We start from the raw sequence: 21,028 nt of genomic DNA on the forward strand, positions 1-21,028 counted from the left end.
GTTTTTACTCTTTTTTCTGTTCATATAAACCCTAGGATTTTTTCTTTTCCTTTCGCTGTACAGTGTGCCGGTCATGATGAAAACTGCTTCCATGCATCCCAATCCCCGTCAGATCAAGCTGCTCAACCGCCTGCAGGGTTCGGGTTCCTGCAGCCTGGAAACCCTGGCCGGCGATCTGGACGTCACGGTCCAGACGGTCCGCCGCGACGTCCAGCGCCTGGCCGAGGCGAACCTGCTGGTCCGCTTTCACGGCGGGGTCCGGCTGCCCAATTCGACCATCGAGAACATTGCCTACCGCCAGCGCGCCCAGTTGCATGCCAGCGAAAAGGAACGCATCGCCCAGGCCATCGCCCGCGAAATCCCCAACGACTGTTCGCTGCTGATCAATATCGGCACCACCACGGAAGCCATCGCACGCGCCCTGTCCAACCATACGGGATTGCGCATCATCACCAACAACGTCAACGTGGCCTATACCCTGGGCCGGCAGCCTGGTTGCGAAGTCATTCTGGCCGGCGGCAGCGTGCGCCCCCGCGATCTGGGTATCGTCGGAGAAGCCACGGTGGAATTCATCCGCCAGTTTCGTGCCGACATCGCCCTGATGGGCATTTCCGGCATCGAGGCCGATGGCACGCTGCGCGACTACGACTTCCGCGAGGTCAAGGTGTCCCAGGCCATCATGCAGTCCGCCCGGGAGGTCTGGATGGCCGCCGACATCAGCAAGTTCCACCGGCCGGCCATGGTCCGGCTGGGGGAACTGTCCCAGATTGACCGCCTGTTCACCAACGCCCACCCCCCGGAGCCCTTCCCCGACCTGCTCAAGGCCGCCGGCGTGGACTGCGTCATCGCTCCTTGACAGGCCTTAGGATCACCTGCCATGACTTACCTGCTCGCCCTGGACCAGGGCACCTCCAGCACCCGCAGCATCGTCTTTGACCGTCAGGGCCGCATCGTGGGCCTGGCGCAACGAGAATTCAGCCAGCACTATCCCCAGCCCGGCTGGGTCGAACACGATCCGCTGGAAATCTGGCAGACGCAGCGCGACACGATCGGTGAGGCCCTGCACCGGGCGGGCATCGCCGCGCGCGACATCCGCGCCATCGGCATCACCAACCAGCGCGAGACCACCGTGGTCTGGGATCGCCACACGGGGGAACCCATCCACCACGCCATCGTCTGGCAGGACCGCCGGGCCGAACCGACCTGCGCCGAATTGCGCGCACAGGGCCTGGAACCCGAGATCCTGCAACGCACCGGATTGCGGATCGACGCCTATTTTTCCGCCACCAAACTGAAGTGGATCCTGGATCACGTGCCCGGTGCACGCGCCCGCGCACAGGCGGGCGAACTGCTGTTCGGCACCATCGACAGCTGGCTGATCTGGAAACTGACCGGCGGCCGGCATCACCTGACCGACGTCAGCAACGCGGCACGCACCATGTTGATGGACGTGCACACCAACACCTGGGCCCCGGAACTGCTGGACCGACTGGACGTGCCGGCGCGCATGATGCCGGACATCCTGCCCTCCTCGGCCGATTTCGGCGTCACCGCCCCGGACATCCTGGGCTGCGCCGTGCCGATCTGCGGCGTGGCCGGCGACCAGCAGAGCGCCCTGTTCGGCCAGGCGTGCTTCCGTCCCGGCATGGCCAAAAACACGTACGGCACGGGCTGCTTCATGCTGATGCACACGGGCGAGCGTTTCCAGATGTCCGGTAACGGCCTGGTGACGACCAGCGCGGCACAGCCCGATACCCGGCCCGCCTACGCCCTGGAAGGCAGTGTGTTCGTAGGCGGCGCCGTGGTCCAGTGGCTGCGCGACGGCCTGCGCGCCTTCGTGCGCAGCGGCGACATCGAAGAGCTGGCCCGCAGCGTGCCGGACTCGGGCGGGGTGATGTTCGTCCCCGCCTTTACCGGCCTGGGTGCGCCCTGGTGGGACCCCGAAGCACGCGGCACCATCACCGGTCTGACGCGCGGCACCACCATGGCCCACATCGCCCGGGCCGCCCTGGAGAGCATCGCCTACCAGAGCGCCGCCCTGCTGCACGCCATGAGCCGCGATGCCCAGGCAGCCGGCGCGGCGCCGCTGCACGAACTGCGCGTGGACGGCGGCGCCTGCGTCAACGACCTGCTGATGCAGTTCCAGGCGGATCTGCTGGGCATCCCCGTGCTGCGCCCCACCATGGTGGAAACCACGGCGCTGGGAGCGGCCTTTCTGGCCGGCCTGCACGCGGGCGTCTACGCCGATCTGCAGGAATTGGAATCCCTGTGGCGCGTCGAACGGCGCTTCGAGCCGGCCATGCCGCGCGACGAAGCAGCCGGGCGCCTGGCCGAATGGGACCATGCGATCCGCCAGGCCTGTGCGCGCTGATCGACTGCAGACCGGCCGTGGGCCGATCATGGCGCCGCTGTGATCCGCCGCCTAGCGCCCGCGACCTTGTCCATCCCGGATAGAATAAGACTGGCCGGCCGCCCCGCCGGGCCGACACCTGGCATCTGCGCGAGTCTCACAAACACAGGACATCCATGCTGAAGAAACTGATCCTGATCGTGGCGATCTTCCTCGTCATCCTGCTCGCCCTGAGCTTCGGGGAAACCGTCTTCGGCGAAGTCTTTGCCTGGATTTCGTCCCTGACGGGCGTGCTGATCCGCAATTTCGGCGACTTGTACTACGCCGCGGCGGACTACCTGCGCGCTCACACCGGCAAAGTCCTGCTGGCCCTGGCCCTGACCGTCCCTGCCAGCCTGTGGATTCTGCGTTCGCGCGGCGAGACTCTGGGCCGCCCGGCCAGCCAGCGCAAGATCGCCATCGTGCTGGCCCTGTTTCTGGGCTGGCTGGGCGCGCACCGTTTCTATCTGGGCCAGGTCGGCTGGGGCCTGGGCCTGCTGATCCTCTGCTGGATCTTCATGCCTCTGGCCGTCGTGCTGGGTCTGATCGACGCGATCCGCTATCTGTTCATGGACGAGGACACCTTCGCGGCGACCCAGCTTTCTTAGGCCCCAGGCCATGCCGGACCCGTTTTCCGCCGTCTACCGCCTGCTGGACGTCGCCCCCGCAGCCGGGCCGCTGGCCGACGAGATCCTGCTGTCCCCGGCCGTTCGGGAGCCGGTTGCCTGCCTGTGGACCACGTCCTTCGGGCTGGTGGTGCCACGCACCTACGCGGCCCGTCCGGGATTCGCGGCGGCCCAGGCCGACTTCGCCGCCCGGGGCTGTCCCATCCACGTGCGCCAATCGGGAGGCGGCGTGGTGCCTCAGGGGCCCGGCATCCTGAACCTGAGCCTGGCGCAGGCCTTCGCTGGCCGCCCCCTGGATCACTCCGAGGCCCTCTACCAACACCTGTGCACATTGATCAGCGACACGCTGACCACCTTCGGCATCGAAACCCGGGCGCAGGCGGTCGAAGGTTCGTTCTGTGATGGCAGGTACAATCTGGCCGTCCCGTCCCCGACGCGCAAAATCGCCGGCACGGCACAGCTCTGGCGGCGTATTCCCGGTCACGCACCCGACCGTCACGTGGGGCTCGTCCACGCCCTGATCCTGGTGCAAGGCGACCCTGTGGAACTGACAGCGCGCGCCAATGCGCTGGAAGCCGCGTTAGGTTCGGCCCGCCGCTACGACGCTGACCGGACCGAGACGCTGGACCGCCTGCTGCCGCCAGCCAGACGCCCGGGTTTTCCGGTCGCCCTGGAAGCCCGATTGCACGAAACCCTGCGGACCCGACCGCCGCTGCCGGCCACGACGCCGGCCCGACCGAGACCCGAACCATGAGCCCGCCCCCGCTGGAAAACAAGACCGCCCGCCTGACGGTGCTGATCGACCCGAACAAGAAAAAAGCCTTCGAACAGCTCTGCGCCACCCAGGACCTGACGCCATCACAAGTGGTGCGGCAACTGATCCGGGAATACCTGGCTCGGCACGACGTCGCCTGGACGCCCAGCAAGCCGCGCACCCGGTCCTGAACCCTCGCTCGAACACGGACTCAAGCACCGCCCGTCCTGGCGGACCGACGTCGCGCCCTGATTGACGGCCCGGCTGGCGCTCAGGCGGGCGTCCTTCCCGCCGCACCCAACGCCGCCGCCAAGTCGGGCTGGAAATCCCCCCCGCCCAGGCGGGACAAGGTCCCCATGCGGTTCAGCTTGGCGCGAATCCGGGCATCGGCGCCGCACAGGATCACGCGCACTCCGCGTGCCTGCGCGGCTGAGATCTCATCATCCAGCACCTGCAGCGACGTGGCATCGGCAAACGGCGACTGATCCAGACACAGAATCAACACGTCCACGGGTTCGTCCCGGAACGCGGCCCGCAAAGACTCGACCGCCGCAAAGAACAACGGCCCCCGGACCCGCAGCGCGCGCACACGTGACGTGTCCCCGCCGGGTACCGCGTCCGGGATCGCCACCGGCACCACGTCGACACTGGCGGCCATGCGGCGCAGAAAATGCAGGACCGACAGCACGATGCCGATGTTGACCGCCACGACCAGATCGGCGAAGACCGTCAGCAGCAGGGTCAGACCCAAAATGACGGCGTCAGCGCGCGGCGCGTGCCGGATCAGGCGCAGCACCCGATGCGCCTCACTCATGTTCCAGGCGACGACGAACAGGATTGCGGCCAGAGTGGCCAGGGGGATATTGCGTGCCAGGGGCGCAAACACCAGCAGCACCAGGACCAGCACCAGGGCATGCACCACGCCGGCCAGCGGCGCAGTGCCGCCGCTGCGGATGCTGGTGGCGGTCCGGGCGATGGCGCCCGTGGCCGCGATCCCGCCAAACAGAGGACTGATCACATTGGCCAGGCCCTGGCCGAACAGTTCGGCGTTCGAGTCGTGCCGCGTCCCGGCCATATTGTCGGCGACCACGGCCGACAACAGGGATTCGATGGCACCCAGCAAGGCAATGGTGAACGCCGGACCGATCAGCGGCACGATCCGATCCAGCCCGCTGTCGGGCCAATGCGGCATCGGCAAGCCACGCGGCAATTCACCGAAGGTGCTGCCGATGGTGGCCAGTTGCGGGAACTGGCACAGCCCCTGCAGCATCGTCGCCGCGACCAGAGCCAGCAGCGGGCCGGGGATCCGCCGCAAGGCGGGCACCCGCCGAGGCAGCAGCACCAGCGCCAGCGACCCGAAGCCGAACGCGGTCGTCACCCAATCCAGCTTCGGCAGATTGCGCAGCAGGAACCAGAGTTTTTCATGGAAGAACTGCCCTGGCACCGCCGGCAGGCCGAAAAAAGCCTGCCACTGCCCGACCCAGATGATGATGCCGATACCGGCCGTAAAACCCAGTATCACCGGCAAGGGGATGTAGCGGATCACGCCGCCCAGGCGGGCCAGACCGAAGGCACACAGCATCAGGCCCGCCATCAAGGTGGCCAACTGCAGGCCCGCGACCCCGTGTTCGGCGACGATGCCCGACAAGATGACGATGAAGGCGCCCGTGGGGCCGGCGATCTGCGTCCGGCTGCCGCCGAACAGGGACACCACGACTCCCGCGACGATGGCGGTGTACAGGCCCTGCTCCGGTTTGACCCCGGAGGCGATCGCGAAGGCCATGGCCAGCGGCAAGGCGACCACCCCGACGATCACTCCGGCGACGATATTGCCCGCCCAATGCCGGGGGGCCCACAGCCCCGCTTTCCAGGCTTCCCGTGCAGCAAACATACGCGTGTCCGATGGTCCTCGTGCTCGAATGCGGCACGCGAACCGCCCTTGCGGAGCACGCCCTCATCCGGTAAATCAATGATCATCTCATTATAATGAGACACACATATCCGGGGGAGACTTCGGAAATCGGACTGATGCTGCAGTGCAACGCGCTAAAATGCCGGCTGCTCAATTTTCCTTTCCGGATTTCAAGTGAGAAAAATCGTCCGCGCCAAACTGCATGGCATCCGCGTCACCGGAGCCGACCTGGACTACCACGGCTCCATCACCCTGGACCCCGACCACTGCGAAGCCGCCGGCATCCTGCCCATGGAATTCGTGGACATCTGGAACAAGAATTCCGGTGCCCGCATCAGCACCTATGTGATCTACGGCGAACGCGGCTCGCGCTGCTGCATCCTGAACGGCGCCGCAGCGCGCACCTGCCAGCGTGGTGACGAAGTCATCATCGCCAACTCAGAATACATCCAGGAATCCGAACTGGAACACATCAAGCCGGTGGTACTGACCTTTCACCCCGACAACAGCGTGCACGAACACCTGGGCTATTCCGTCGGTCGCGACGCGCAGGGCCGGCTGAGCTTCGAGATCGTGCACTTCGACTGATCCGTACCCCGTTCGGCCGGATCACGTCGTTGGTCCGCCTCGCCGTTATTGCAACTTGCTCCCCGGCCGGGCCGATCCTACAATCGGACCCGATACACCATTGACCGAGCTTCGCTAGGGGTGCCGCCACAGCGGCTGAGACAGTCCCTTCGAACCTGATTGAGATCATCCTCGCGCAGGAAAGCAGCTCGCAACGGCGGCTGCTCGTCCGCCGTCCGCGTCTGCCTCCTGCCTCTCTCCGACCGGCACGCCATGCAGACACCCACCTCCCCCGCCTCCTCCGCCCCCGAACGCGTGTTCGGCTGGCACGATCATGCCGCCCTGTGGTTCAGCCTGGGCGTGGGCCTGCTGGTGATGCAGGTCGGCGCCTACCTGGTCCCAGCGCTGGGCACGCGCGACGCCCTGATTGCCGTGGTTGCGGGCTCGATCCTGGGGGCCGGCCTGCTGGCCTGGGTGGCCCGCCTGGGCTGCGACAGCGGCCTGTCCAGCGCCGGTCTGATCCACGCCGTCTACGGCCAACGCTTCGCCCGGCTGCCCGTGCTGCTGAACATCGTGCAATTGCTGGGCTGGGCGACCTTCGAACTGGTCGTGATGCGCGACGGCACGGTCGCCATCGCCCGCCAGGCTCTGGGTCTGGACATCGGCCTGGTGTTGCCTACCCTGTTCTGGGGGCTGGTCGTTCTGGCGCTGCTGCGCGGCTCCATGATCACCCTGGTGCGGCGCATCGTCAGCCGCATCGGCCTGCCCCTGGTGATCCTGTCGCTGATCTGGCTGACGGTCCAGTTCGCCCTCAAGCTGGACGCCGACGGGCTGCAGACCCTGTGGCAGCGGGCCGGCGACGGCAGCATGAACGCCTTTCAGGCGCTGGACCTGGTGATCGCCATGCCGGTGTCCTGGCTGCCGCTGGTCGCGGACTACGCCCGGCATGGCCGCAGCGGTCGGGGCGCGCTGGGCGGCACCTGGCTGGGCTATGCGATCGCCAACATCTGGTGCTACGCGCTGGGCGTGCTGGTGATCACCGTCACCGGCCCGGAACTCGACATGGTGGCCGCCCTGCTGCTGGCGCAAGGCGGTCTGGTGGCCCTGGGTCTGATCCTGATCGACGAACTGGACAACACCTACGGCGACCTGTATTCAGGTTCCGTGTCCGCCCACAGCCTGTGGCAGGGCGCAAACCTGAAGACCTGGGGCACGATTCTGGCCGCAGTCTCGATCGGCCTGGCGATGGTGCTGCCCATGCATACGCTGGAGCCCTTCCTGCTGACGCTCAGTTCGGTCTTCGTGCCGCTGTTCGGCACCATCCTGGGACGCCTGGGGATGCAGCCTGCCCGTCTGAGCGAAGCGCCACGCGCGCTGCACGCCGCCCCGGCGCTGATCTGGGTGCTGGGCATCGCGGTCTACCACGCCCTGGCGCATTGGGCGCCGCAATACGGCAGCGCCCTGCCGACCCTGTTGCTGACCTGCGCGCTGGGCGCGCTCAGTGCGCGGGCCGGCACGCGGGCCGCGCAAGCGGTCTGAGCCTCCCGGGCGGCCGGGAGCGGCTTTCGAGCCGCCTCGGCAGGCTGAGCGTATCGCCTGAAATCGAAAAGGCCCACCTCTTTCGAGGCGGGCCTCCTTTGCAAGATGAAACGGTTTAGGTGCGCTGCGCGGCCAGGCCGACATCGATGGCGGGCGCAGCCTTGCGATCCAGCAGCGCGGTCACGACCTGCCACATCACGCCCAGACCGCCGACGATGAACACCACGTCGCCGAAGGTACGCGTCCAGCGCAGGGTCTGCAGGATTTCCTGCTGCATGAAGGTCTCGCCGCGAGCCCACCAGGTGCCCACGCTGTAGCTGGCGTGGAACTGCATCAGGCCGATCGGCAGCAGGCTCAGGGCGATCATCATCACCAGGCCCAGGTTCATGCCCCAGAACGCCGTCTTCATCAGACTTTCATTGAACTGCATATTGGGACGCAGGTAACGCAGCACGAACAGGGTGAAGCCCAGGGCCAGGAAGCCGTACACACCGAACAGGGCCGCGTGCGCGTGTACCGCCGTGGTGTTCTGGCCCTGGATGTAGTAGAGCGCGATCGGCGGGTTGACCATGAAGCCGAACACCCCGGCGCCCATCATGTTCCAGAAGGCCACGGCAACGAAGAACATCAGCGGCCAGCGCAGGCTTTCCATCCACGGGGCGCGTGCCTTCAGGCGCCAGTTCTCCCAGGCTTCATAGCCCAGCACGACCAGCGGCACGACTTCCAGGGCGCTGAACGAGGCGGCGATGGCCATGATCGGCGTGGTGGTGCCCGAGAAGTACAGGTGGTGCAGCGTGCCCGGCGTACCGCCCAGCATGAACAGGATGGCCGCGGCCAGGCTGGCGGTCGTGGCGCCGCGCTTGGACACCAGACCCATGGTCGAGAAGATGAAAGCCAGGGCCGTGGTGGCGAACACTTCGAAGAAGCCTTCGACCCACAGGTGGACCACCCACCAGCGCCAGTATTCCATGACGGAGAGGTGGGTCTTTTCACCGTAGGCCAGACCGGCGCCGTAGAACAGGCCGATGCAGATCACCGAGGCGCTGAACAAGGCCAGCAGGTTCTTGTCGCCCTTTTGCTTGAGCGCCGGCACGATACCGCGCAGCATCAGGAACAGCCAGAACACGATGCCCAGGAACTTGCCGATCTGCCACAGGCGGCCGAGTTCGACGTACTCATAGCCCTGGTGGCCGAGCCAGAAGCTCCATTCGGCCGGGATCAGGTGAGCGAGGGCGGCGAAGTTTCCGGTGAACGAACCCACGACTACCAGGACCAGCGCCCAGAACAGGATGTCCACGCCGAGCTTCTGGAACTTGGGATCCTTGCCGCCGTTGAGGATCGGCACCAGGAACAGGCCGGCGGCCAGGAAGCCGGTGGCGATCCAGAACAGGGCCGCCTGGATGTGCCAGGTGCGCACCAGGGAATACGGCAGCCATTCGGACACGTTGATGCCATAGAAGGTCTGGCCTTCGACGGTGTAGTGTGCGGTGAAGCCGCCGATGAAGATCTGCGCCACGAACAAGGCCACGACCAGGAACAGATACTTGCCCAGACCGCGCTGCGAGGCAGTCAGCGGGATCTGCAGCAGCGGATCGCGCGCCGGCGCGGGGCCGTCGTCGTGTTCCTTGCGCATGAAGGCCCAGGCCCAGACCAGCAGGCCCACGCCCGCGACCAGGATGATCACGCTCATGATTGACCAGATGATGTTTTCCGCCGTCGGCACGTTGTCGATCAGCGGCTCATGCGGCCAGTTGTTGGTGTAGCTGGACTCCATGTCCGGTCGGTTGGTCGAGGCGGACCAGGCTGTCCAGAAGAAGAAGTTCGCCAGGCGGGCACGGGCTTCCGGCGAAGGCAGCGTACCTTCCTTCATGGCGAAGCTCTTGCGCGAACCGCGCAGGGCGGGATCGTCGCCGAACAGCTTGTCGTAATAGGTCGCCGTCTCCGCGATGGCCCGGGCGCGCCGGTCGGACACCGTGACGGCACCCGTGGCGGCGTCATAGGTGTTCTTGCGGTATTCTTCCTTGAGACGACGCTGCAGCGCGGCCTGAGTATCGCCATCCAACTGGGCGAAGTTCACCCCGGACTTTTCCTGCGCGGCCAGATCCAGCCAGGCGGACAGTTCACGGTGCAGCCAGTCGGCGGTCCAGTCCGGCGCCTGATAGGCGCCGTGCCCCCAGATCGAGCCGACCGTCATCCCGCCGGCCGTCTGCCAGGCACTCTGACCGTCCAGAATCTGAGTTTCGGTCATCACGACCTTGCCGTCGGCCGTCACCACCTGAGCCGGGATGGGGGGCGCCTGCTTGTAGACCTCTTTGCCCATCCATCCCAGGATGCCGAATGCCACTATCAGAACGCCGATCAGCGTCCACCATAACTTCTTGTACTCACCCATTCTGCGCTCCTTCTGCAGCCGCGAGATGTTCTGGATACGGCGCCGGATGACGCCACGTGTTTTGCTTCACTTTCTTATGTAGCAATAAGCATGCCAACTCCATCACCTAGGGAAACTACTGATGCAGATCAAAAGCGGTATTTTTTACCCTTATTAACAGGGTAAAAAATACCTTTGAATGGTATAAATAACCCTATGGAAACGACGCTACTCGACGATCTGGCCGCCGACCTGCCTGACGGGGTGCGCCTGCAGCGCGCCACCACGACCATCCGTCAGGCCTTTGACTGCGACGCGGTCGGGCTGCTGGTACTGGACGCCGCCGACACACTGCACCTGGTCGCCGCCTCCGGCCTGGCTCACGAAGCCCTGGGGCGACGCTTCATCGTCGCCCAGCATCCGCGCTTCGCCACCATCCTGGCGCGCCGGGAGCCGACCTGGTTCGACCCCCAGAGCGTGCTGCCCGATCCCTACGACGGCCTGCTGGACGATCGCAAGGGCTCGCCGCTGCCGGTGCACGATTGCATGGGCCTGGCGCTGTACCGGCAGGACCACCCCTGGGGCATCATCACGCTGGACGCGCTGGCGACCGGCACCTTCGACAAGGCGGCGAAAGAGCAGTTGCAGCGGCTCGGCCTGATTCTGCAGGCCGCCATACGGGTCACCGATCTGGAGCGGGAAAACCGCCAGTTGCGCCAGTTGGGCAGCACCCAGCAAGGGCTGGAACGCATCGGCGAAGCCACCGAGATTCTGGGGCGCAGCGAGGCCATCCAGTCGCTGCTGCACGAACTGGATCTGGTGGCCGATTCCGACCTGCCGATCCTGCTGCTGGGCGAGACGGGTGTGGGCAAGGATCTGTTCGCCCGGCGCCTGCACCGCCATTCGCGCCGCAGCCAGCACGCCATGATCCAGGTGAACTGCGCGGCATTGCCCGAATCCCTGGCCGAAAGCGAACTGTTCGGCCACGTGAAGGGCGCCTTCTCGGGGGCAACGTCCGACCGCCCCGGACGCTTCGAGGCCGCCCAGGGCGGTACCCTGTTCCTGGACGAGGTCGGCGAACTGCCGCTCAGCCTGCAGGCCAAGCTGCTGCGCGTGCTTCAGAACGGCGAAATCCAGCGGCTGGGTACGGACCAGGTCATCAAGACCGACGTGCGCATCATTGCCGCCACCAACCGCGACCTGAAGGCCAACACCCAGGCGGGGCTGTTTCGTACCGACCTGTACCACCGCCTTTCGGTCTACCCCATCCCGATCCCGCCGCTGCGCGAGCGCGACCGCGACGTCCTGATCCTGGCCGGCCATTTCCTGGAATTCAGCCGCGCACGCCTCGGGCTGCGCGGCGTGCGTCTGTCCTACGAGGCTGAACGCGCGCTGCGCCAGTATCCCTGGCCCGGCAACGTGCGCGAACTGGAACACGTGATCAGCCGGGCCGCGCTGAAGATGCTCAGCCGCGGCGCCTCGCGCGACCAGGTGCTGACCATTGGCCCGGAACTGCTGGATCTGGACATCGGCCAACCTGAAACCCCGGCAGAGGCCCCCACCGCCGCCCACGCATCGACCGCCTCTCGCGCAAGCACGGCAACAGCGGGAAGCGAGCCGGATCCACCCGCCGAATCCCGGCCTGCCGACGAAATCCCGCCGTTGCGCGACAGTGTCGATGCCTGTCAGCGACAGGCCATCGGCGAGGCTCTGGCCGCCCATCACGGCAACTGGGCCCAGGCCGCACGCACGTTGGGGCTGGACCCCAGCAACCTGCACAAGCTCGCCCGCCGCCTGGGGATGAAGCACGAATCCGGCACCCTGTCCTGAGCAGGTCTGCCGGAACTATTCCACAGCCCTCCGCCTCCAACTACAATCCTTTCGCTCGCCCCATCTCGGCGGGCGCCTCCGATCGTCCCTCAAGGAACCGCACCCCATGCAATGGCAAGACGTTCTGCTCGAAAGCGGCCTGTGGCTGGCCAAGGCTTATGCACTCACCCTGCTGGTAGGCATCGCCACGGTCTGGGGCCTGATGCGCTTCACGCGCTGGGGGCGTCAGTTCCGGCGCCTGAGCGCCGGTTATTTCTCTCTGCGACGGAGCTGGAAGCCCCTGGCCGGCGTCTCTCTGATTCTGCTGCTGACGCTCGCCGCCGTGCGCCTGGATGTGCTGTTTTCCAATTGGTACAACACCATGTACAGCGCACTGCAGAAGCTGGACGAGCCCGGTTTCTGGGCGGCCATGCTGCTGTTTGCGCTCCTGGCGGCCGTGCACGTGGTCCGCTCGCTGTTCGATTTCTACGTGCAGCAGGCCTTTGTCGTGCATTGGCGTGAATGGCTCAATGAACAGTTGCTGAGCCGCTGGATGCAGGGGCAGGCCTACTACCGCTCACAGTCGCTCAGCCACCTGGCGGACAACCCGGACCAGCGGATTCAGCAGGACATCACCAATTTTGCCCAAACCTCCATGACGCTGGCCGTGGGGCTGATCAACGCGCTCGTCTCCACCATCGCCTTCACTGCGATCCTGTGGAATCTGTCCGGCCCCATGACCGTGCTGGGCTACGAGATCCCCCGGGCCATGGTGTTCCTGGTCTTCATCTACGTGTTCCTGGCCACGCTGCTGGCCATCTGGATCGGCAAACCGCTCATCCGGCTGAACTTCCTGAACGAAAAGCTGAACGCCAACTACCGCTACGCCCTGGTCCGCGTGCGCGAATACGCCGAAAGCATCGCCTTCTACCGGGGCGAGCGCGTCGAGGGCCAGACGCTGCGGCACGGCTTCGCCCAGGTGATCGGCAATGCCTGGGACATCATCCACCGGTCCCTGAAGTTCCTGGGCTTCAATTTCGTCGTGACCCAGACCGCCGTGGTCTTCCCCTTCATCCTGCAGGCGGCGCGCTTCTTTTCCAAACAGATCAGCCTGGGCGATCTGATCCAGACCGCCCAGGCCTTCGGCCGGCTGCAGGACAATCTGTCCTTCTTCCGCAACATTTACGACAGCTTCGCCACCTATCGCGCAACGTTGGAGCGTCTGGCCGGATTCGACGACACCATCGACGCGGCCCGGGCCATGGAACTGCCGCACACCCATCAGGACGGCAGCCGGCTGGCGCTGCTGGGCGTGACCGTGAACCGCCCCGACGGCCATGCGCTGATCCGGGACCTGAGCCTGGAAGTCGCTCCCGGCCAGCCGCTGCTGGTGCGGGGCCCGTCGGGCGCGGGCAAGACCACGCTGCTGCGCATGATCGCCGGCATCTGGCCGCACGGCTCGGGCGAGATCATCCGCCCGGACACGTCCGCCCTGTTCCTGGCCCAGAAACCCTACCTGCCCCTGGGCACTCTGCGCCAGGCACTACACTATCCCCAGCCTGCCGACGCGGTCCCGCCCGGTCAGGACGAAGCCATCCTGGATCGCATCCAACTGAGCCATCTGCACGATCGGCTCGACGTCGAGGATGACTGGAGCCGCATCCTGTCCCTGGGTGAGCAACAGCGCCTGGCCTTCGGCCGCCTGCTGATCGCCCGGCCGCAGGCTGCCTTCCTGGATGAAGCCACCTCCGCCATGGACGAGGGCCTGGAAGACGCCATGTATCGTCTGCTGCGCGAGCAGTTGCCGGACGCCCGGATCATCAGCGTGGGACACCGCAGCACGCTGCGCCGGCACCACGGCGTCGAACTCTCGCTGCAAGGCGAAAGCGGCGGCTGGACCTTGAACCCGATCGAGTAAGGACATCATGAACTACTACTTCCCCATCAAGCACCTGCACGTGACGGCCGTCGGCCTGAGCATCATCCTGTTCGTCATCCGGGCCTACTGGTCCGTGACCGGCTCGGCCCTGCTGCAGCGCCGCATCGTGCGCATCCTGCCGCACGTGGTCGATACCGTGCTGCTGACCTGCGGGGTGATCCTGGCGGCCATGATCGGCCCCGAACAACCCTGGATTCTGACCAAGATCGTGCTGCTGATCGCCTACATCGGTGTGGGCACGTACGCCATCAAACGTGGCCGCACACCCCGGGCGCGGCTGATCGCCGCCGTCTGCGCCGTGGCGATCTTCGCCTACATCGTGGGTGTGGCGCTGAGCAAAAGCCCGGCGTCCTGGTTCGCCTGATCCAGATTCGCCATGATATAAATAAAATTTATATCATCCGAGGGCCTGCCTTCCATGCTCGGCCTCAGCATCCGCCAGCTCGAAGTCTTCGTCGCGGTCGCCACGACCGGGGGCGTACGCCAGGCCGCCGACCAACTCCACCTGACCCAGCCCGCCATCAGCATGGCACTGGGCGAACTGGAGCGCCAACTGGGCGCCGCCCTGTTCGACCGCGAACGGGGCCGCCTGCGCCTGAATGCCCAGGGGGCGGAACAACTGCCCCTGGCCCGCGAAATCCTGGAACGCCTGGGCGACATGCAGCGCCGCCATCGCGACGCCCACGGCGCCCTGGAAGGCGAACTGCGCATCGGCGCCAGCAACACGGTCGGCAACTATCTGGTGGGAGAGCTTCTGGGCCCCATCACGGCCCAACACCCCATGGTGGCCTTGCATCTGACCGTGGACAATACCCGCGACATCACGCGCATGCTGCTCGACCACACCGTCGACATCGCCTGCGTCGAAGGCCCCGTGCATCATGCCCAACTGGAAACCCTGCCCTGGCGCAACGACGCGTTGGTCGTTTGCGCAGCGCCGGCGCACCCACTGGCGCAACGCGCGCGGCTGCAGGCCCGGGATTTCGCGGACGCCCGCTGGATCCTGCGTGAACGCGGCTCGGCCACCCGCAGCCTGACGGAACAGGCCATGACCGCACTGCCCCCGGGCCGCATCCTGCTGGAACTGGGCCAGATCGAAGCCATCAAGCAGGCCGTGATCGCCGGCCTGGGCATCGCCTGCCTGCCCTACGCCGCCACCCTGGACGCCGTGGCCACGGGCCGCTTGCGCGTGCTGCGCACGCCCTTTCTGCAACTGGACCGGCGCCTGTCCATCGTGCTGCACCGCAGCCGCTATCGCGGTACCCTGATTGAAGCCTTTCTGCATTCCCTGGAGATCGGAACCCATGCCCAAGACTGAATCCCACCCGGCGACCGCCGCCCAGGCCTACGAAACCCGCGCCCTGGTGCTGCAAGGCGGCGGCGCGCTGGGCGCCTACCAGGCAGGCGTCTACGAGGGCCTGAACGAGGCCGGCATCGAACTGACCGACCTGGCCGGCATTTCCATCGGCGCGCTGAACGCCGCCATCATCGCCGGCAACCCGGCCGAGCTACGCGTCGAACGGCTGCATGCGTTCTGGAACACCATCTGCCAGCCTTATGTCGGTCCGGCGGCCAATCCCCTGCTGGAACAAAGCCTGTTCCAGATCAACGACCTGGCGCGCCAGTTCCTGGGGGCCATGCATGCCGGCAGCGCCCTGATGGTCGGCCAGAAAGGTTTTTTCCATCCGCGATTCCCGCCTGCAGCCCTGGCCGCCGCGCTGGACCCGGCCTGCGTCGGCCACTACGACACCCGCCCCCTGAAGGACACGCTGGAATCCCTGTGCGATTTCGACCGCATCAACGATGGCGGGCTGCACGTATCGATCGGCGCAGTCAATGTACGCACCGGTAATTTCACCTACTTCGACAACCGCCGCACCCGCCTGGAGCCGGAACACTTCATGGCTTCGGGCGCCCTGCCCCCGGCCTTCCCGGCCATCGAGATCGACGGCGAGTACTATTGGGACGGCGGCCTGGTGTCCAACACCCCGCTGTCCCGAATCCTGGAACAGAACCTGGCCCGCGACACCCTGGTGTTCCAGGTGGATCTCTGGTCGGCGCGCGGCCCGGTGCCACGCAGCCTGAGCGAGGTCGGCGACCGCGTTCAGGACATCCGCTATTCCAGCCGCACCCGGCTGGTCACCGACCAGATGCGTGCCCACCGCAAGATGCAGCGCCTGCTGCGCGAGGTCCTGGATCAGGTGCCGGCCAAACAGCGCAACAGCGACCCTGCCTGTCAGCACGCCGCCGAGCTGGCCAGCGACAAGCGCAGCAACATCATCCACCTGATCTATCGCGACAAGCCCTACGAACAGCATTTCCGCGACTTCCAGTTCGGTCTGGCGACGATGCGAGAACACTGGGCCACGGGCCTGCAGGACATCCGCAACACGCTGGCCCATCCCCGCTATCTGTCCATGCCCGACAACGAAGCCGGCTTCGTCACCCACGACGTACACCGCGACGAAATCGAAGAGAGCATGAAATGAACCTGACCGTCTACGGCATCCCCAACTGCGACACCGTCAAAAAGGCCCGCGCCTGGCTGGACGCACGACAGCGGCCCTATCAGTTCCACGACTTCAAGAAAGCCGGCGTACCCGAGGCACGATTGCCGCAGTGGATCGCCCGGACGGGCTGGGAAAAACTCGTCAACCGCCAGGGCACGACCTGGCGCAAACTGCCGCCTGAATTGCAGGCGCAGATTCAGGATGCGGCCAGCGCCACCCAACTGATGCTGGATCAGGCCAGCATCATCAAGCGTCCGGTGGTGGAATGGCCCGACGGCAGCGTGACCGTGGGTTTCAATGAGACGGCCTGGACAGAGAAGCTTGCGGCCGGGGTTTAGGCCGGTGCCCCAGCACCAGGGCTGAAATCGCCACCAGAGCCGTGCCCGCCACCTGCAGCGTCGTGATCGGCTCGCCCAGGAACAGCCAGGCCAGGAACAGGATCGACACCGGCCCCAGCAGGCCCAACTGAGCCGTCAGCGGCGCGCCGATGCGCGCCACCGACCACATGATCATGAACGTCGGCAGCACCGTGTTGAGCGTCGCGTGGATGAGCGACAGGCCATAGACCGGTGCGCCCTGGTCCAGGCCCGTCAGCCCTTTGGCCACGAAAAAGTGCACCATCGTCACCCCGGCCGAGACCGTCATCGCGTAGGCCGTCAACCGGGTGGCCGTGACCCGCTCGACCAGTTCGCCCGAACCGATCAGGTACATGGCATAGGAAAACGCCGAACCCAGCACGCAGGCCGAACCCAGCACGACATCCTCGCCCGTGATCGACAGGTCGGCCCAGAACACCAGGGCGACCCCGCCATAGGCCAGGGCCATGGCCAGCCACTGGCGCGCGGCGATGGGCTTGCGCAGAAACCAGGCGGAAAACAGCAGCACGAAGGTCGGCGCCAGGAACAGGATCAAGCGCTCCAGGCCGGCGGAAATATATTGCAGGCCCAGAAAATCCAGGAAACTGGACAGGTAATAACCGATGAAGCCCAATACCGCGATGCGCAAGCTGTCGCGCCGACTCAGCGGCGTCAACAGGCCTCGACGCACACGCCTCATCTGGACCAGGGCGATGGCGGCGAAAAACGGCAGCGCCAGCAGCATGCGAAACCCGATCACGTCCAGTGCGTCCACCCCGTGCAGGTACAGCAGCTTGGCGACGATCGCCTTGGCCGAAAACAGCACGGCCCCCAGACCCGCCAGCACAAAACCGGTCCAGAACATGCTGCGGGAGGGGACACCCATTTTTACTTGTCTAGTCAGATATTGATACTGTAGAATTTTAACATGCAAGACACCGGGCCCAATGGCCACCCACCTCTGTCGCAGGACACCAGCCCCTGTCAGTATTACGGCGGCACTTCCAGCGACCTCAGCCTCGAGCGCAACATCGGCCTGCTCGTCAAGCAGGTGCATACGCTGATGCACCGGGTCATCGACCTGTGCACCTACCCGATGGGGCTGACGGCCAATCAATGGCGCCCCCTGCTGCTCATCCTGGTCCGGGGTATCGACACCCCGGCCGAACTGGCGCGCGCACTGGACGTGGACACAGGCGCCACCACACGCATGCTGGACCGATTGGAGTCCAAGGGTTTCGTGCGGCGCGAACGCGTGCCCGAAGACCGGCGCGTGGTCAAGATCGTGCCGACGGACGAAGGCCGCGCGGTGGCCGACCAGATTCTGCCTGCCATCTCCCAAGCATTGAACGTCCACCTGAACGGCTTCTCCGAAGACGAAATCCACATACTGATCGCGTTGCTCAAGCGCATGATCGTCAATGGCGAACACCATCTGCTGCAAGCGGCAAACTCCCCGGCCGACACTCCGGCCCCCACCGATACGCCCTGACACCCCCTGACACGCCACACTGTCTCGCAAAAGTGCATACTGCCCCCCCGATCACTGACTAGTCAGATACAGACCCTATCAATAACATTCAGCTTTCTGTCAGCATGAAACCCCTCATCCCCCTGCTGCTCGCCCTCTCGCTTTCCGCCTGCGCCCCCATGGACCCGGGCACCCCGGCCACCCGGGCACTCGACGCCCAGACTCTGGGGCTGACCGACGCGGCCATCGCCTGGCCAGGCGACCACTGGTGGACGCGCTACCAGGACGCCCAACTGGACGGTCTGATCGATCGGGCCCTGCAATCGAACCCGTCTCTGGATGCCGCCGCCGCCCGCGTGCGCGTCGCCCGCTCGGCGGCGCATGGCGCACGCGCCGTGCAATGGCCGCAGGTCAACGCCAACTACCATCTGACGCGACAGCGCTACAGCGAAAACTACATCTATCCGCCCCCCCTGGGCGGTTCATACCAGACCGACACCGGCCTGGGACTGCAACTGGACTTCAACCTGGACCTGTGGGGCCGCCAGCGCGCGCTGACGGGCGCTGCCGCCCAGCGTGCCGCCGCCGCCGAAGCCAGCCGCCAGCAGGCCCGCGTGCTGCTGATCTCGGCGGTCTCCCAGGCGTATTTCCAGTCGCAGAATGCCCAGGCTCAGGCCGACGCCATTGGCTCCATCGCCAGCAAGCTGCAAGAGGCCCTGGACATCACCCGTGACCGCTACAAGAACGGCCTGGGCACCCAGGTGGACGTCGACCAGGCCGACTCGGCGGTCTCATCCGCCCGGGTCCAGCTCAGCCAGGCGAACAACAACGTCCAGTTGCTGCATCACCAGCTCGCCGCCTTGCTGGGCCAGTCGCCCGAACAACTGCCGGCGCTGGCCGCGCGCCCGGGCGCCGCATTGCCGCCCGATATCCCGGGCCGCCTGCCCATGGCCCTGCTGGGCCGCCGCGCCGACATCACCGCCGCCCGTCTGCAGGCCGAAGCAGCCGGGGCCGAGGTCTCCGCCACCAAGGCCGACTTCCTGCCCAACATCGACCTGTCGGCCAGCTTCGGCTACCTGTCGCTGGGCCTGGACAAACTGGTGCGCGGCAGCAGTGAAAACTACGGGGCCGGCCCGGTCATCACACTGCCGATCTTCAACGCCGGCGCCCTGAACGCCCGGCTGGAGGGTCGCCGCGCCGAGCGCGACGAGGCCATCGCCCGCTACAACGAAACCGTCCTGGGCGCCCTGCGCGAAGTGGCCGACGCCCGCGACTCGATCCAGTCGCTGCACGAACAGATCCGCCACCAGGAAGCCAGCATGAAGGCCATCACATCGGCCTACGACGTGGCCCTGAGCCGCTACAAGGCCGGCCTGGGCGACTTCGTGCAAGTGCTGCTGGCGCAAAGCGAAGCCCTGAAGCAGACCGTGCAGACCACCGATCTGCACGCCCGCGCCTATCTCCTGGACGTGCAACTGGCGACTGCCCTGGGCGGCGGTTATGTCCAGGACGATGCCACGCCGCCCGCCGCCGCGACCCCGACCCCGACCCAACAATAAACTTTTCTTCGACCGCATCATGACCGCATCCAGCCCCAGCACCTCCCCCGCCCGCACCCGCCTGATGCTCTGGGCCACCGGCATTTTCGTCCTGGCCGGCCTGCTCTATGGCGGATGGTGGCTGATCTTCGCCTCCCATTATGAATCCACGGACGACGCCTACGTCCACGGCAATCTGGTGCAGGTCAGCGCCCAGATTCCCGGCACGGTGATCGCCATCGGCGCCGAAGAAACCCAGACCATTGCCCAGGGCACCCGCCTGGTGGCTCTGGACGGCAGCGACACGGACATCGCCCTGGCGCAGACGGAAGCCGCCCTGGCCCAGACCGTGCGCCGCACCCAGACACTGTTCGTACAAAACGACGCCCTGGCCGCCGACGTCGCCGTGGGCGAGGCCAATGTCGAGCAGGCGGACGCCCAGCTCAGCAAGGCGCGCAACGACCTGCAGCGGCGCAATGCGCTGCGCGGCACCGGCGGTGTCAGCGGCGAAGAACTGCTGCACGCCCGGGTCGCCGTGAAATCCGCCGAAGCCGGCCTGGCCCAGACGCGCGCCAGCCTGGCCGCCGCACATGCCAAACTGGCCACCAATCAGGCCCTGACCCGGGGCAGCACCGTGGCCACCCATCCCGACGTGCTGCAAGCCGCCGATCAGGTGCGCCAGGCCTGGCTGGCCAGTGTCCGCACCCACGTCCTGGCCCCGGTGGCCGGCATGGTCGCCCAGCGCTCCGTCCAACTGGGGCAGCGCATCCAGCCGGGCACGTCGCTGATGACGATCGTGCCGCTGGACAGCCTGTGGGTGGAAGCCAACTTCAAGGAAAACCAGCTCGACGCCATGCGGCCCGGCCAGAAAGTCAATCTGGTCTCCGACCTGTACGGCAGCAAGATCGCCTACCACGGCACGGTCGCCGGCATCGCCGCCGGCAGCGGCAGCGCCTTTGCCCTGCTGCCGGCGCAAAACGCCAGCGGCAACTGGATCAAAGTCATCCAGCGGGTGCCCGTGCGCATCCGCCTGGACCCGAAAGAACTTCAGGAACACCCCCTGCGCGTAGGCCTGTCCATGACGGCCGAAGTCGACCTGTCCTCCACCCCGGAACAGGCGGACGCGGACAAGCAAGGCGGCCCGACGGCCGAACCGGCCCTGAGCACCCCGGTCTACGATCATGACCCGGCCGAGGTCGACGCCCGCATCCAGCAGATCATCCAGGACAACATCGGTTCTTGAGCAT

Annotated in this window: 19 protein-coding genes and 1 riboswitch; of the genes, 16 read left to right on the forward strand and 3 right to left on the reverse strand. The window is 66.1% G+C overall.

Going from position 1 to position 21,028, the window contains the following annotated elements; genetic code table 11:
• Window positions 1-91: 91 nt before the first annotated feature.
• The 5 genes from WA983_RS04160 to WA983_RS04180 all read left to right on the forward strand — a co-directional run bounded on the left by WA983_RS04160 (window position 92) and on the right by WA983_RS04180 (window position 3,960).
• Window positions 92-856, forward strand: coding sequence for a DeoR/GlpR family DNA-binding transcription regulator (locus WA983_RS04160; protein ID WP_424251984.1), 765 nt, complete (start codon window positions 92-94; stop codon window positions 854-856).
• 21 nt (window positions 857-877) lie between these two features.
• Complete coding sequence (gene glpK / locus WA983_RS04165) at window positions 878-2,371, forward strand: glycerol kinase GlpK (RefSeq protein WP_424251986.1); 1,494 nt, start codon at window positions 878-880, stop codon at window positions 2,369-2,371.
• Window positions 2,372-2,526: 155 nt separating this feature from the next.
• On the forward strand, window positions 2,527-2,997 hold the full coding sequence (locus tag WA983_RS04170) for a TM2 domain-containing protein (RefSeq protein ID WP_424251988.1): 471 nt from the start codon (window positions 2,527-2,529) through the stop codon (window positions 2,995-2,997).
• Between the two features lie 10 nt (window positions 2,998-3,007).
• A complete protein-coding gene (locus WA983_RS04175) occupies window positions 3,008-3,769 on the forward strand; it encodes a lipoyl protein ligase domain-containing protein (protein ID WP_424251990.1) in 762 nt (253 codons plus the stop codon).
• An 11-nt stretch (window positions 3,770-3,780) separates the two neighbouring features.
• Window positions 3,781-3,960, forward strand: coding sequence for a ribbon-helix-helix protein, CopG family (locus WA983_RS04180; RefSeq protein WP_424251994.1), 180 nt, complete (start codon window positions 3,781-3,783; stop codon window positions 3,958-3,960).
• A gap of 80 nt (window positions 3,961-4,040) precedes the next feature.
• Here the strand turns inward: WA983_RS04180 and WA983_RS04185 are convergent, their stop codons facing one another.
• Window positions 4,041-5,660 carry a SulP family inorganic anion transporter gene (locus WA983_RS04185; RefSeq protein ID WP_424311637.1) on the reverse strand — a complete coding sequence of 540 codons (1,620 nt, stop codon included), beginning with the start codon at window positions 5,658-5,660 and terminating at the stop codon, window positions 4,041-4,043.
• A gap of 195 nt (window positions 5,661-5,855) precedes the next feature.
• On the opposite strand from WA983_RS04185, the gene panD reads away from it, so the two are divergent.
• Both panD and WA983_RS04195 read left to right on the forward strand, forming a co-directional pair.
• Window positions 5,856-6,269: an aspartate 1-decarboxylase gene (gene panD, locus WA983_RS04190; protein ID WP_424249012.1), complete on the forward strand. Its 414-nt coding sequence runs from the start codon at window positions 5,856-5,858 to the stop codon at window positions 6,267-6,269.
• Window positions 6,270-6,375: 106 nt separating this feature from the next.
• Window positions 6,376-6,468, forward strand: a riboswitch (TPP riboswitch).
• Between the two features lie 53 nt (window positions 6,469-6,521).
• Complete coding sequence (locus WA983_RS04195) at window positions 6,522-7,787, forward strand: purine-cytosine permease family protein (RefSeq protein ID WP_424311638.1); 1,266 nt, start codon at window positions 6,522-6,524, stop codon at window positions 7,785-7,787.
• A gap of 115 nt (window positions 7,788-7,902) precedes the next feature.
• On the opposite strand, the gene WA983_RS04200 is transcribed toward WA983_RS04195, so the two are convergent.
• Window positions 7,903-10,179, reverse strand: coding sequence for a nitric-oxide reductase large subunit (locus WA983_RS04200; protein ID WP_424311639.1), 2,277 nt, complete (start codon window positions 10,177-10,179; stop codon window positions 7,903-7,905).
• Window positions 10,180-10,374: 195 nt separating this feature from the next.
• On the opposite strand from WA983_RS04200, the gene norR reads away from it, so the two are divergent.
• The 6 genes from norR (at window position 10,375) to WA983_RS04230 (ending at window position 16,754) form a co-directional block, all read left to right on the forward strand.
• The gene (gene norR, locus WA983_RS04205; protein ID WP_424250945.1) at window positions 10,375-11,988 is read left to right on the forward strand and encodes a nitric oxide reductase transcriptional regulator NorR; all 1,614 of its coding nucleotides are present in this window, start codon (window positions 10,375-10,377) and stop codon (window positions 11,986-11,988) included.
• Between the two features lie 106 nt (window positions 11,989-12,094).
• On the forward strand, window positions 12,095-13,885 hold the full coding sequence (locus tag WA983_RS04210; protein WP_424250947.1) for an ABC transporter ATP-binding protein/permease: 1,791 nt from the start codon (window positions 12,095-12,097) through the stop codon (window positions 13,883-13,885).
• Window positions 13,886-13,892: 7 nt separating this feature from the next.
• Complete coding sequence (locus WA983_RS04215; protein WP_424250949.1) at window positions 13,893-14,270, forward strand: SirB2 family protein; 378 nt, start codon at window positions 13,893-13,895, stop codon at window positions 14,268-14,270.
• A 54-nt stretch (window positions 14,271-14,324) separates the two neighbouring features.
• On the forward strand, window positions 14,325-15,224 hold the full coding sequence (locus WA983_RS04220; RefSeq protein WP_424250951.1) for a LysR substrate-binding domain-containing protein: 900 nt from the start codon (window positions 14,325-14,327) through the stop codon (window positions 15,222-15,224).
• Entirely contained in the window at window positions 15,211-16,395 is a 1,185-nt protein-coding gene (locus WA983_RS04225) for a patatin-like phospholipase family protein (protein ID WP_424250953.1), read from the forward strand. The genes WA983_RS04220 and WA983_RS04225 overlap by 14 nt, the downstream gene beginning before the upstream one ends.
• Window positions 16,392-16,754 (forward strand): ArsC family reductase, encoded by a 363-nt coding sequence (locus WA983_RS04230; RefSeq protein WP_424250955.1) that lies wholly within the window; start codon window positions 16,392-16,394, stop codon window positions 16,752-16,754. The genes WA983_RS04225 and WA983_RS04230 overlap by 4 nt, the downstream gene beginning before the upstream one ends.
• Here the strand turns inward: WA983_RS04230 and WA983_RS04235 are convergent.
• The gene (locus tag WA983_RS04235) at window positions 16,711-17,676 is read right to left on the reverse strand and encodes a DMT family transporter (RefSeq protein WP_424250959.1); all 966 of its coding nucleotides are present in this window, start codon (window positions 17,674-17,676) and stop codon (window positions 16,711-16,713) included. The two genes, WA983_RS04230 and WA983_RS04235, sit on opposite strands and share 44 nt — an antisense overlap.
• A 24-nt stretch (window positions 17,677-17,700) precedes the next feature.
• Here WA983_RS04235 and WA983_RS04240 point away from each other — a divergent pair, with 24 nt between their 5' ends.
• The 3 genes from WA983_RS04240 to WA983_RS04250 all read left to right on the forward strand — a co-directional run bounded on the left by WA983_RS04240 (window position 17,701) and on the right by WA983_RS04250 (window position 21,024).
• On the forward strand, window positions 17,701-18,264 hold the full coding sequence (locus WA983_RS04240) for a MarR family winged helix-turn-helix transcriptional regulator (protein ID WP_424250957.1): 564 nt from the start codon (window positions 17,701-17,703) through the stop codon (window positions 18,262-18,264).
• Window positions 18,265-18,368: 104 nt separating this feature from the next.
• Window positions 18,369-19,802, forward strand: a complete 1,434-nt coding sequence (locus tag WA983_RS04245) for an efflux transporter outer membrane subunit (RefSeq protein WP_424311640.1) — start codon at window positions 18,369-18,371, stop codon at window positions 19,800-19,802.
• A gap of 19 nt (window positions 19,803-19,821) precedes the next feature.
• Window positions 19,822-21,024, forward strand: a complete 1,203-nt coding sequence (locus WA983_RS04250) for an HlyD family efflux transporter periplasmic adaptor subunit (protein ID WP_424311641.1) — start codon at window positions 19,822-19,824, stop codon at window positions 21,022-21,024.
• Window positions 21,025-21,028 lie beyond the last annotated feature (4 nt).

This window comes from Castellaniella sp. (assembly GCF_049650445.1).
In the GTDB taxonomy this organism is placed as follows: domain Bacteria; phylum Pseudomonadota; class Gammaproteobacteria; order Burkholderiales; family Burkholderiaceae_B; genus Castellaniella.